Source organism: Paenibacillus dendritiformis, from assembly GCF_015845845.1.
In the GTDB taxonomy this organism is placed as follows: domain Bacteria; phylum Bacillota; class Bacilli; order Paenibacillales; family Paenibacillaceae; genus Paenibacillus_B; species Paenibacillus_B dendritiformis_C.
The window spans coordinates 17,284-29,504 of the sequence record NZ_LDIG01000240.1 but is presented as its reverse complement, the minus strand read 5'-3'; the positions used below and the strand labels follow the sequence as shown (position 1 = coordinate 29,504).

At 54.7% G+C, this 12,221-nt stretch carries 14 protein-coding genes; 7 read left to right on the top strand and 7 right to left on the bottom strand.

Annotation, left to right across the window (positions count from 1 at the left end):
• A partial coding sequence (locus ABD76_RS23860) for an IS630 family transposase (protein ID WP_197257801.1) occupies window positions 1–359 on the top strand: 359 nt, incomplete at its 5' end.
• 867 nt (window positions 360–1,226) lie between these two features.
• Here the strand turns inward: ABD76_RS23860 and ABD76_RS31050 are convergent.
• Window positions 1,227–1,553: a DUF3238 domain-containing protein gene (locus tag ABD76_RS31050; RefSeq protein WP_197259512.1), complete on the bottom strand. Its 327-nt coding sequence runs from the start codon at window positions 1,551–1,553 to the stop codon at window positions 1,227–1,229.
• 411 nt (window positions 1,554–1,964) lie between these two features.
• On the opposite strand from ABD76_RS31050, the gene ABD76_RS29920 reads away from it, so the two are divergent.
• Both ABD76_RS29920 and selD read left to right on the top strand, forming a co-directional pair.
• Window positions 1,965–2,342, top strand: coding sequence for a hypothetical protein (locus ABD76_RS29920; protein WP_242069771.1), 378 nt, complete (start codon window positions 1,965–1,967; stop codon window positions 2,340–2,342).
• Between the two features lie 44 nt (window positions 2,343–2,386).
• Entirely contained in the window at window positions 2,387–3,460 is a 1,074-nt protein-coding gene (gene selD / locus ABD76_RS23845; RefSeq protein WP_197259511.1) for a selenide, water dikinase SelD, read from the top strand.
• Here selD and ytxJ read toward each other — a convergent pair.
• Window positions 3,457–3,819, bottom strand: a complete 363-nt coding sequence (gene ytxJ, locus ABD76_RS23840; protein ID WP_197259513.1) for a bacillithiol system redox-active protein YtxJ — start codon at window positions 3,817–3,819, stop codon at window positions 3,457–3,459. The two genes, selD and ytxJ, sit on opposite strands and share 4 nt — an antisense overlap.
• Window positions 3,820–3,952: 133 nt before the next feature.
• Between ytxJ and ABD76_RS23835 the strand changes: the two genes are divergently transcribed.
• Window positions 3,953–4,300: a DUF1360 domain-containing protein gene (locus ABD76_RS23835; protein WP_197259510.1), complete on the top strand. Its 348-nt coding sequence runs from the start codon at window positions 3,953–3,955 to the stop codon at window positions 4,298–4,300.
• Window positions 4,301–4,351: 51 nt separating this feature from the next.
• On the opposite strand, the gene ABD76_RS23830 is transcribed toward ABD76_RS23835, so the two are convergent.
• On the bottom strand, window positions 4,352–5,335 hold the full coding sequence (locus tag ABD76_RS23830; RefSeq protein ID WP_197259509.1) for a CgeB family protein: 984 nt from the start codon (window positions 5,333–5,335) through the stop codon (window positions 4,352–4,354).
• A 94-nt stretch (window positions 5,336–5,429) separates the two neighbouring features.
• Window positions 5,430–6,086 (bottom strand): BMQ_0737 family morphogenetic spore coat protein, encoded by a 657-nt coding sequence (locus tag ABD76_RS23825; protein ID WP_197259508.1) that lies wholly within the window; start codon window positions 6,084–6,086, stop codon window positions 5,430–5,432.
• 103 nt (window positions 6,087–6,189) lie between these two features.
• Between ABD76_RS23825 and ABD76_RS23820 the strand changes: the two genes are divergently transcribed.
• From ABD76_RS23820 to ABD76_RS23810, 3 genes are read left to right on the top strand one after another with little or no spacing between them, the layout of a single operon-like run.
• Complete coding sequence (locus tag ABD76_RS23820) at window positions 6,190–7,467, top strand: carboxylesterase (RefSeq protein ID WP_197259507.1); 1,278 nt, start codon at window positions 6,190–6,192, stop codon at window positions 7,465–7,467.
• A gap of 38 nt (window positions 7,468–7,505) precedes the next feature.
• Complete coding sequence (locus tag ABD76_RS23815; RefSeq protein WP_197259506.1) at window positions 7,506–9,113, top strand: cytosine deaminase; 1,608 nt, start codon at window positions 7,506–7,508, stop codon at window positions 9,111–9,113.
• A gap of 1 nt (window position 9,114) precedes the next feature.
• Entirely contained in the window at window positions 9,115–9,519 is a 405-nt protein-coding gene (locus ABD76_RS23810; RefSeq protein WP_197259505.1) for a M67 family metallopeptidase, read from the top strand.
• Window positions 9,520–9,579: 60 nt separating this feature from the next.
• Here the strand turns inward: ABD76_RS23810 and ABD76_RS23805 are convergent, their stop codons facing one another.
• The 3 genes from ABD76_RS23805 to ABD76_RS23795 all read right to left on the bottom strand — a co-directional run bounded on the left by ABD76_RS23805 (window position 9,580) and on the right by ABD76_RS23795 (window position 12,214).
• Complete coding sequence (locus ABD76_RS23805) at window positions 9,580–10,215, bottom strand: histones H3 and H4 (protein ID WP_197259504.1); 636 nt, start codon at window positions 10,213–10,215, stop codon at window positions 9,580–9,582.
• Between the two features lie 100 nt (window positions 10,216–10,315).
• On the bottom strand, window positions 10,316–10,951 hold the full coding sequence (locus ABD76_RS23800) for a hypothetical protein (protein WP_197259503.1): 636 nt from the start codon (window positions 10,949–10,951) through the stop codon (window positions 10,316–10,318).
• Between the two features lie 564 nt (window positions 10,952–11,515).
• Window positions 11,516–12,214, bottom strand: a complete 699-nt coding sequence (locus ABD76_RS23795; RefSeq protein WP_197259502.1) for a class I SAM-dependent methyltransferase — start codon at window positions 12,212–12,214, stop codon at window positions 11,516–11,518.
• Window positions 12,215–12,221: the final 7 nt, after the last annotated feature.

Sequence of the window (12,221 nt, the reverse complement as noted above, 5' to 3'; positions counted from 1 at the left end):
CAGCAGAAACGTTTCTCAAATTCTTGAACAAAGTACTTGAAGCATACCCTTCAGGAACCATTACCATGATTCTGGATAATGCCAGAATCCATCACGCCAAGCTACTCGAGCCGTTTCTGAAAGAAAACAAGCGACTGACCTTTGTCTTTCTTCCGCCGTACAGTCCGCAACTGAATATTGTGGAAGGACTCTGGAAGTGGCTCAAAGCGGATGTCGTGAATAACGTCTTCTACCACACTGTAGCTGAGATACGGAAGAATGTCTGCTCTTTCATGAATGCTGTGATGAAAGAACCTCAAGCAATCATCGACCGTCTCTGTGTGCGGATGGAGTCTGATATAGTAGTGGATATTCTTTAGTTCAACTTATATATATAGAAAGAAATAGGGGTTCCAATAAAAAAATAAATGCAAAACAATAATAATGAACCGTTGAGAAATTTAGTGGAGAATGAATAGTATAATACCCCTTCACTATTATTATGATTAATTATTGTGAAAATAAAAGAAAGTACGAGAGCCGACACAAGTGAAGCCATGATTCGAATCAATGTTATTCCTCCCTGTAATTGAATGTTTTTCAATCATTCTTAGAGGTTCAACCATCGAACATCCCATTAGCAATTTCTAGAGGAAACGGTGTTGAGAATAGAGATTGGTTTGCTATTCCTGCTCTGTGAATAAGTCTTGTGATCGTATTTCTGGTTATCCGCTCCGTTCCTTCCTTCGTCGACTCCTCTCCCATATTACGCTGTGTCTAACCCCTTATATTCCTTGGGTTCAGCCTCTCGAGGTGTAGACGCTGTCTTTGCTTCTTTACTGGGATGTTGCCCTTGATCATACGGCTCCTTTACGTGTGATTTCACACCGTAACCGTAACATTTTCTCACATAGGAAATTTGGCTAGTGGAAATCAGGAGTGTCCACTAGGTCGATCCCCGAGTTGAACTCCATTTTTTCACTGCTGCCGCTGAATCTCCTTCGTCACAAGTTTCGTTAGCCGTAATGAGTAATAACGAACACAAATTATAATCGCAATCCGCTTTCGCAATAATTGACGGAGCGGGGACATGGATTTTTGTTCATGAAGGGGTTACTCATGTAATTTGTTGAAAACCTATACTTATTGTAAGGCGCTTTTTATTATACAAGGAATATAGAAGTACTTTAGTCCAGTTTATAACAAACGCCTGTAGACATCAAAAGGTGTCAACAGGCGTTTGTTCTTTAATTTGTTACTTTAAAAGATCTTGCTAAAGTACTTGGTGCTCCCAAATACTCGAATCCCTCATGAGGATGATTGAATATCGTAACAGTTCTATCATTACTAAGTCGAACATATAGTTCATGAGAGGGAGCTCGGTCATGAACCCCTTCAAAACTGTAGGAACCTCCTTTTTGTGTAATAACTCTCATTTGATAATCTATTTCCGCCCCTTGAACAGCGTATGGATTTCCGGATTTGTGGAAAACGGTAATATCAACTTTACTTGTAGATGTACTGTTTATAATCCGATTAATATATGCACCCGAGTCTCTCTTTGAGCCTACCAATTTTTTATTTTCATCATAAGCATAAGTTGTGGAAACATCTTTAAAGAAAGCTTCAGAAGCTTGCTCGTCCTATGTTATTGTCCTTCTACAGTGGGAAAATGAGAAGGATTGTCTTTCAAATAGGAGACACTTTTCGGTGAAGGAGATAGTTTGCGTTTATTCGTAATGATACTGTATATAGTGTTTTGAACTGAAGCTATATCAATATATAGAAATTTGCCTCGTTAGAAGAGTAACCCCTCCATGTCCACATTTCTATGGACAAATATGCGATTTTTCCGCTCTGAGAGCACTTAAAAAACGACGCATATCCTCTGGTCATCCAAGTGGAAGGATAGCCCGATTCGCCCTGATGGTGTATATTGGAATACAATATGTTTTTATCAATATAGGGTGAAAGGTTATGCACAAATGGAATATTTTTTTGAGAAAAAGCACAGCGGCTATGAAGATTTTGCGAGCGGGAGAGTGCTGTACAATGCGCGGGGCACGACGGCTTTTCCGGTCAGGCTCGCCAGCGAGATTATACAGCGATGCTCCTGGATGGACGAAGCGCTGTCCAACCTCGATGCGAAGCTGCGATCGCCCTGCTCATTTTGCTGTCGCTGCTCGCGGCATTTATGTAGGGAAGCGCTTACATTCAAAAATGTGCATGTTTTCATTAATATATGGTATATCAATGAATTGTTTTTTTGTCAAAGAAAAAATAAAATAGGCCAAATGAATGCTTGGGCGGTCCTTGTGCGCCGGCCGTCGGCTTCCCTGCGTCACGCCCGGTATATGTGGTAAAATAGTGACATATCATGCACGCCATATTGAGGAGATGAAGCGAGATGGAACAACAATCTCAAGTCCGTTTGACGGCCTTATCAAGCAAAGGAGGCTGCGGCTGCAAAATAGGTCCGGCCGATCTGTCCCAGGTGCTGCGCCAGCTCCCGAAGACGGAGAAGCACCCGGATCTTCTGGTCGGATTGGATACAAGCGATGACGCCGGCGTCTTCCGGCTCAACGACGATCTGGCGCTCGTGCAGACCGTCGATTTTTTCACGCCGATTGTCGATGATCCGTATTCATTCGGCCAGGTGGCTGCGGCCAATGCGCTTAGCGATATCTATGCGATGGGCGGCAAGCCGTTGACGGCGCTCAATATTGTCGCGTTCCCGATCTCGAAGCTGGATAAATCGGTGCTTGCCGATATTTTGCGGGGGGCTGGAGACAAGGTTGCCGAGGCGGGAGCGACGCTGGTGGGCGGCCATTCGATCGACGATCCGGAGCCGAAGTTCGGCATGGCGGTCACTGGCCTTATCCACCCGGACCGGGTATTGACCAATGCCGGTGCTCGTCCGGGAGACAAGCTGATCCTGACGAAGCCGATCGGCGTCGGCATTATGACGACCTCGCTGAAGCGGGATCTGCTCCGGCCGGAGGAGATCGAGATCGTCACCCGCACGATGACGACGCTGAACAAGACCGCCGCGGAGGTTATGGCGGAGTTCCGCGTCCATGCCTGCACGGATGTGACCGGGTTCGGCTTGATGGGCCACAGTCTGGAGATGGCCAAGGGAAGCGGGGCCGGGCTCCGTATCTACGCGGAGCAGGTGCCTGTCCTGCCGCGCGTCCGCGAGCTCGCGGAGAGCGGAGCGGTTCCCGGCGGAACGAAGAACAACTTCCGCCATGTGCAGGACAGCGTCCGGTTCGATGATCGGCTGGACGAGATCGCGCAATGGATTTTGTGCGATGCCGTCACGTCCGGCGGGCTGCTGCTGTCTGTCGCGGCAGAGGATGCGGAACCGCTCGTGGCCGCCATGCGGGAGCGAGGCGTCGGGGCGGCATGCATCGGCGAAGTCGTCGCCGAGCACGCGCATGAGATTCGCGTCACCGGCGCGGAAGTCGGCTCGGCCCGTTAAGGCTGGCCGTACAGCATCGCGGCCCGGCATAGCTGCTGCGAGTTGATCTGTTGATGCCCGGCATGCCAGACGACCCGCCCTTGGCGGACGAGCAGAATCTGCGGAGACACATGCGGAATTCCGAGCTCCCGCGCCACGCGATCGGATAAATGCTTCTCCTCCACGACACGGATGACGCCGATCGCGAAGCGGGAGGCAACCTCCGGATAGCGGTTCACGAAATGATTGATCCCGACATGCGCGACCTTGCTCGAGCCGCAATTGGAGCTGTGCTTATATATGAGAAGCGGCTTCTCGGCGGATAGCCGGAGCATGTGGGTTAGCTGCTCATCGGATTGAATGATCGGGAGTCCTGACATCAAGGCTTCTCCTCCTTGTTCCGGCCATCGGATGACGGGGCAGTCCGGCGGAATACCTGGTTCTAGCCCGTGCGGAAGTGCCATACAATGGAACTGATCCGCGCAGCGATGCATCCGAGGGGGTAGTCTGTTCGTGTGGGACATATCATGGGTAACACTGATATTGCTCATCTTGGCGAGTTACCGGTTGACCCGTCTGATTGTGTTCGATGAGATTCTGTCCTTCGTCCGCCGTCCCTTCGTCGAGGAGCGGTTCGAGACGGATGAAGCCGGCATGATGTATGCCGTCGTCGATGAGAAGGGCGGCCGATTCCATACCTTCATGCGCAAGCTGCTGACGTGCTACTGGTGCGTCGGCATTTGGTCGGCGGCCTTTTTGGTTGCCGCTTATCTGCTCATTCCGGACCTTATATTTCCGCTTGTGCTGCTGCTGGCCATTGCCGGAGCGGCGGGCATCGTTGAATCTTATGTCAAAGGGTGAGTCTTCGGCTCGCCCTTTTGGCCTATCGTTCTATGTGGTGCCGGAGCGGAATCAGGTCGAGCGGATCAGCGACAGCATTGCATCCAGGCGAGCGGCGAAGGTATGCCCGGCCAAGGTCCGCCGGTAGGCCCGGTCGGCTATCTCGTCCCGCGCAGGGCGGTCATGCAGATAGCGGTGGATGAGCTCGGCGCATTCCTTCGGCGAATCGAAGCAGACGATTTCTTCCCCCCGCTGATAGAACAAGGGCAGGTCGGGCCGGTAATCGGTCAACTGAAAGGCCCGGCAGGCCGCAATGTCGAAGGTGCGGTTATTGATGCTGTGTCCGGGCGCGCCGCTCCGGTTCTTGTCTAAGAGCGGGTCGTCCTCGCTCCGGTGAATGTTGAGCACGATGCTGGCGCCATTGAAATAGCGGGGCGTCTCCGAGAAGTTCACCCATTTCCCCCGTATGCTCGGCACGCAGCCGGACGACCAATCTACCGAATCCCAGAAATGGCCGATAAGCTGGACCCGCACGTTCCGTTCGACATAGCGGAGCATTTCCTTCATAAATACAAGCCGGTTCTCATACCCTGTGCCCAAAAAGCATACATCATGATGATACGTCGGATGCACCGCGTAGGGGCGGAAAATATCCGTGTCGGTCCCCAGCGGCAAGTGATGCACCCGAGCGCAGCCGCTGCGCGCATAATAAGGAACGCAGCCGGAATCGATCGTGAATACATCATCGTATTCCCGGGCAACGGGCAGAGCATTGTCGATGGCATACGGATCGTCCACGAACCATGCTCCCGTACGGATGCCCATCGCCCTCACCGAACGGATGATCTCGGCCGGAAGCAATGATCTCGGGCCGACCATGGTCAGCACATAATCCGGGGCGGCGCGGCGGATGTCGGGAAGCAAATGCGAATACGGCGTCCGGTTGGACAGAAAAAAAGAGACCTCCTGAAAACGCTGCGTCAAGGCCTTGATAAGCGCATTATCCAATATATCAATCGGCCTCCGATAGCCGGATGCGATGTAATATAGCTTCATGGGCCCTCCTTGCTTGACGGCATGGAAGCCGGAACATGATGAGTAAAAAAGGGGGTGGTTGAGCCCACCACCCCAAGCGAACGGCATTCGATTATTAAGGGAACGGATAGGGTGCACCTGGGAAGACGTCAGGGCATTGTTGAGGGAAAGTCACGACGCAAGGACCTTCCGGAAGCGGGATTTCGGCACGCGGCTGGCACAACTCGGCTTCTACCATCATTTTGACAATCGCCTTCACTTGAATGCTCTGGCAAATGACGATATCCACGTTCACGAATGTGTTATTGACGATATCCAGCACATCGATCGTCGTCGCTTCCGGCACGATATGGCAATCGATTTCGGTTCCCGGAGGAGCGCACAGCAGAACTTTCTCGAAGCGGAGGAAGCTCTTCGTGAACCGGCAATGAATGACGTTCGGCGTTACCCCTGTATTGATGATTGTTATTTCATACGTACCGAACTTCCGCAGCACTACCCGCTGCAAAGTAACCGGTCTGCCGCCTATCGTAACCACCACATTTTCACGGGTGGATCCGACTTTTTCTTCGCAATTCACTTCCAGGACTCTGGCCTCAATACGAAACGAAAGTGGCAGAGGCAAGCAATCTGAATCAACCGTGGATTCATCAACTATTTGGGTCGTTTTCAGTACCCAGTCGAATATTTTGGGAACCTCTATACATTCCAGAGAGGGTAATGGCAAATATTCGGGGGGCTGCTGCTGCCCTTGAACCAACTTGCTCTCCATGTATGTTCCAGGCCTCCTTTTTAGATTTCAAATTCAATTACAGTCTATGGAGGCACCCATAAAAAGGTGACGAAACCCCAGTGTTTTTTTTGGAGGGATGCGGATGGAAAAAGCGCATTACATCCATGATCGAAGCGGTTCGCATTGGTTGGGCGTAACCGGCGGCGGGGCGTTGGAGCATATCTTGTACCCGCTGGAAGGGAAGCCGCTCCGGACCCTTCTTCACGCTCCTTATCCAGTTCGCCGCTTCAGCTTGCTGCTGTCCGGCGATCAGTACGACATGCTCCTGGAGACGGAAGGCGGATTGTATTACGCCAAGTATCAGCCGCTTACCGGAATGCGCCGGGAAGTCCGCATCGATGGCCGGGCCGCCAGCTCCTTTCCGTATTTGTTCCGCCATCGTTCCGGCCTCCGCCTGTGCAGCGTCGTCACCGGAGAGGGACGGAACCGGTGCATTATCCGGATGCCGGCGGAAGGAGCATGGAAGGACGTGGAGATTCCTTTCCCGGATTCCGATTCGACTGCCATGCAGGTAGGGGACGCGGCCTATGCCGTCAGCGGGGAGGGCGGGCTGTACGGACTCTTTCATCGGCTGCAGGACGATGGCGGAATGCATACGCTGGATCTTCTCGAGCTGGAGCCGGGGGCGGAAGAGGCGGTGTGGCGGAGGCTCTTCGCCTCCCGCCAGCCGCAGCAGCGGTGGCGAATCGGCCTGTCGCTCGATCGCGGCGGTCGGCCTCATGCGGCCTGGTCCATTCATAGCGGTGCGGCCGCCAAGTGCTACTACGCCAATGATCGGACCGACGTCCGATCCTGCTCGCCGTTGAAGATCCACTTTGAGGGGAGTATGCCGAAGCCTTGCTTTCTGTGGATGGGAGAGCAGGTCTTCCTGCTCTATATTATGGAAGGCAATCGAATCAGTTGCGCCCGCTCTCCGAACATGGGGGAGGATTGGTCCGGCTTCACGGACATCCGCCTGGCGCCGGAGGCGAAGCTGCGCTTCGTGCAAGGAATGGAGCGGGGACCGGGCCATGCCGCGCCGCGGCCGCTATTGGGAACGGGCTACCCCCATCTGCGTTCCCTTGCCTTCTTCGATTTATTTCCGCTGCTGCGGCGGGAACCTCTGCTGACAGACGGGGAGTCCTTCTCCTGGATGCCCTCGCATTTGAGCGAGATGTTCGACTGGATCATGGCCCGGGCTGACGATGCCGCCCGTACGGTACGCCGCTTGGAGACGGATGTGGCGAACCGGCGGCTTCGTCTGGAGGAGCTGAACGCTTGTTATGAACGGCTGCAGGAGAGGGAGCGATCCGTGCTGGCGGAAATTAATGAGCTGCAAAAATGGGCAGGAGCGGAACCGATCTCGCTGACTGTCATATGATAGAAGGACCAGTGTGCCCGGAAAGCGAGGAGGACGATATGGAAATTCAGATCAATGCGAAGCCGCTGTGCACGATAGCCGACGAGTTTTTGCCTGATGTGTATCAACTGCTGGGGAAGCATTCATTTACTTTTCATCTGGATAAAAACAAGCAAATCTTGAACGTGGTCAATCCCCTCCATAAATATCAGATCGTGATGGAGAACAAGGCAGGGAGCATGGCGTCCCCGCTGCTGCAGATGATGCGCGAGACGTTGAAGCACGCCGGATTCCATGTGTGGATCATCGAGACGGAACAAGATCGCGATCGCTGCTCCGAGGAATGGGACAGCGGCAAGCAGAGCATGTGGCTGACGCTGCAGCCGGCCGACGAGGAGAAGAAGGAAGTCGTCGTCTATTATTTCCTCCATCAGATGAAGGCAAGCCGGCAGCTCGCCAACCTGTTAGTCCAAAACATCGCCCGATATAGCGATATGCCGATTCAGGGAGTGAGCTTTCATTGGAAGAGCGGGCTGAGTTATATTTTGCCCCAGCCGGGACAGACGCTGAATCTGGTTGGGCTTGCTTACGGTGGCTTCGACAGCATGACGGTAGAGGAGCGGCTGCAGTTAACCGATGGCATTGTCGGCGCGGCAACGATTTTTTTCGGCAAGAAGCCGCTTATGGAGCTGATTAAGCAGCTTCGGATATTGGAAGAGCGCCAGATCGAGGCAGGGTATCCATTGCCTCGGCCTGCGGCGTCCGAGGCGGCGGCGGGCTCCCGGCCTCCCGGGCCTAAGGAGGAAGCCCCGGCGCTGAACGGAGAGACGGGAGCGAAAGGAGCGGCGGATCTGGCCCTCGAACCGGCAGCGGAAGGGCTGGAGGAGCCTGCGCAGCCGGAATGGGACGGAGAGGAGCCGGCAGAAGATGTGAATGCGGCATCGGAGGAGACGGAATCCGTCCAGCAGGCGCGGCAAGAAGCGCTGAAGCTGGAGACAACCGAGCTGAACCCGATCCGGGTGGAGATGGCGTCAGCGGAGAAGGCGCAGGGGAACGAGCTGGAGCCGATCCGGAAGGAACGGACGGAGGAGCGGGAGACGTCAGCGGCGGTCGTTCAGGCAGTGAATCTGGCGGAAGCGCAGCAGGCGGAAGGGGCGGAGCCTGAGTCGCTTCAGCCAGAACCTGCCGAAGCGCTGATGCCGGCATCGGCAGCGCCGGACAGCGGGCCGGCTGCAGTTGAAGAAGCTGAAGGGGCAGTCCTGACCGCAGGGGACGAGAACCTGGCAGACGCGGCGAATCGAGTGCGGGAAGCGGCGGAGCCCGATGATTCGCTTTCGGCAGAACGGGTTCATTCCGAAATTCAACCTGAGCAAGAGGGGGCCGGGGCTTCAGGTTCTCCGGAGGAGGCTGCCGCGGACGGGCAGCATGATCCGCCTGCGGAGCAGGAAGCGAAGCCGCGCACGGCCAATTACTCCATGTTCCTATGGCTGCAATCGCATTCCGGCAACCGGGTTCGCCGCGACCCGGAACGAAGACAGCAGCCCCAGCCGTCTTTTTTCAGCTATGTAAGCCAACTGAATCAATCGCAGCAGTCTACAGACAAGCGGGCGAATCCGGAGCCATTTCATATGCTCGCCATGGACAGGGAAAGGAGCCGAAAGCCGTAACATGGACGCGATTCATCTGACGGCCCAAGCTTACCGCGACATGGTTGGCCACTGCATCAAGGAAAAGCCCCTGGAAGCATGCGGACTGTTGTCCGGCCGCGATGGCGTCGCCGCCCGATGCTGGCGTATCCGCAATGAGGAGCAGAGCCCGGTCGCATTCACGATGGACGGCGAGGAGTTGACGAGGGCGCTGCGCGATATGGAGAGCCTTGGCGAGCAACTGCTGGGCCTGTATCATTCCCATCCGAGCGGCTCCCCCTATCCGTCTCCCTTCGATGTCGAGCATGCGGTGTTCTCATGCTCGTATCTCATCATCTCGCTGAGGCGGATACGCCCTCGCGTCCGTAGCTTCCGCATTGCAGAAGGGACAATAAAGGAAGAGCAGATATTGCTTGTCAGCCTATAAAAGGGTTGGTGTTCGTGTCAGGAATGAACGATGGCTGCGCCGTGCGTCGAGTCGGCACGGCTATTTGCCATGCACGGATTGATAGACCTCGGCCGCGAAAGCGAACCCGCTCAAAGGAGGCCCGCCCGAGGAAGGTGAATCGGCTTGCTCGAAGGAGAAGAGAAATTGGACATCAAGCCCGATAAAACCCGGATCGAACTGGATCGGGATGCTGTAGCAGCGTATTAGCTGTGTTGCCTTGCCGCTGCGCCGATCGGCTGTCCGGGAGCAGAACAGGGACGTGGACAACCGCCCTCCGATATTGAGGTGAAGGGGAGCATCCAGCATATTGAGCTTTTCGATATTGCAGAGATCGATCTGGAAATGGGTGCGGGTCGGATCGTAAATGCAGAAGCGGATAAAAACAGGTTGATGAACCTCCAGACGGAGCGGATAAGTCTGGGCCGCGAAGCCTCTGTATTCACTCCGCTTGGGACCGGCAGGCGGGGCGATCAGTTCGGGCATCGGACCGGGCAGGAATTCGCTATGTTTATCGATGAGGGACGCGAGAACGCTTTCTTGCCAAGCCAGCTTGGCCGTATGGACGACGTTGGGAGCGCCTCCGGACAAGAGCTGTGCCGCCGCTGCGGCTCTGCCGGCTGCCGAGATGACGCTGCGCTCGTGGCTGACGACCCGTTGAATCGGAATCAAAGGCATGACGGTCTCCTCCTTCAAAACAGGCTGCCATGCCCGCAAAGCGCGAGCATGGCGGAAGTTCTGCAGCACAACTTGGAATCGCAAATAAGGGGCGAATCAATTAAATAAGATTTTGATAAATATCGGCGGCAAAGGCGAGGCCGGCCGTATTGATAGCGCCGGTCGTAAAATAGTTCGTTACCTGGAACGAGAAGATGAAGCGAACGCCGATATTGATAGAAATCAGTCCAAGAGAAGCCGGAATCGAATAGAAACGGACATTTTGCCAGTTATACGGGTTAGCGACATCCGTCGTCAACCCGGTTGTCGGATCGAGAGAGCCCGCAATCAAATCGACGTCCAGCCCCGGCACCGGGAACAAGTTGATGCCGAGCGAGGAGACGGCTTGAATGCGTGCCGTTACCGCGTTGTCCGCAAAGACGGTCAGCGCAATCAAGAAGTCGTTGATTACGCCGAGCTGCAGCGGGATCGTAAGCGAGGCGGCGGCGAAGCCATGCGTCTCGCCCGGAATAAAGGTTGGCTGCGACCAGACGAATTGCGGATTTGGCGCGGCTGCGAACACCGTATTGTCATTATCGAACTTGGCGAGTTGAGGCCAGATGGTTGGCGCATTGCCGACGTTGACGACATTGGCCGGGGCTCCTGCCAAGAGACTGTTCACTGCCGTTACCCGATCCGGAGCAGAGACGACATTGGCCGTGCTGCTGGTAAGCCGTTGAATAGGAATGAGCGGCATAAGGAAAAACCTCCTTCATTATGTGTTCGAAGGACGGAGGGATGTCCTCCTACGTTACTAATTTATGAAGGAGGGAAAAGCTTCGCTTGGATGAATTTACTAGATTCATTCACACAATCTTGCAGGGCGCGGCGGAATTGAGCGATGGAAAATGACGCTGTGAAGATGGATGTTAAAACAACGATTCACATAGCATAGCAGTCTGTGAGCGTTGGTTAGTAGACTGTCTTTCTAGTAACAGTTCGCAGCTTCTTCTCGCATACACCCAATCTGCGGTTAGCCGTTCCAAGTGAGGCGGGCGCCAGAGAGGGCCGCCAAAAGCCATCGTGAACATGGCCGGGAACCGTACCGGAGCCCGGGCTTGTCCCGCCTTGTTGAACTTGGCAGGACGCCGCGCCGATGATGAATCCGTCCTTCCATCATGCGGGCATCGGCATCGCGCCAGGCGTTCCTTACGGATCGATGTTCTCCGCAATGTTCATCCGTCAATAACATCCTGAGCGCATGCCAATGATCCGCAGATGATATTTGTTCTGCGGATCATGGCAGTGCTTCGCCCTGGCGCTACAGGCCCGAGGCGGCAACGATATGATGAATGGCATCGTTCAATTGATGGTCCTGCATCGATTCGTCGGGAACGATAATCCCGAGGCCGTGCTGGCTTCGGGCCCGGTGAAGCCGGAGGCGAAGCTCCGTATCCCGAAGGAAGTCCTCTACGGCGGTCAAGACGCCGTTTCTCTCCCCGTGCTCGTATTCCGCGTTATGCACGGATGAATTATGGCCCCCCTCGACCAATTCATTCACTCCCGGCAGCATGCCTTTGCGGGCGCTCGGCTTCCGGTAAGCTTCGGGAATCGACTCCGGAAAATAATACATATCTCTTCTTCCGTAAGGCCATTCCAAATCATGCAAAAACACGATCGGATACCGCCCGTGTCCTTCCAATGCCCTCAGTTCATGGTAGACGGTGTACCAGTTATGATCCCCGTCCAGCAGCACCGCGTCACAAGGGCCCATCTGAGGCAGCACGTTCAGACTGAAATCGGGAATCATGACGAAGGCGCTCCCGAACTGCTGCTGCAGAGCGCCGACATCGAACAGAGGCGAAGGATCGACGGCGATGATCCGGCCTTGCGGAACCGACTGGACATAGCTGAGAAGATTCAACGTATTCCACCCTTGAGCGCAGCCGATCTCGACGATGGTCGCGGGCCGGGCAAGTTCCAGGACCGGGCGTATAATGGCGTTCCAAAAATGGATCAATGTCGCT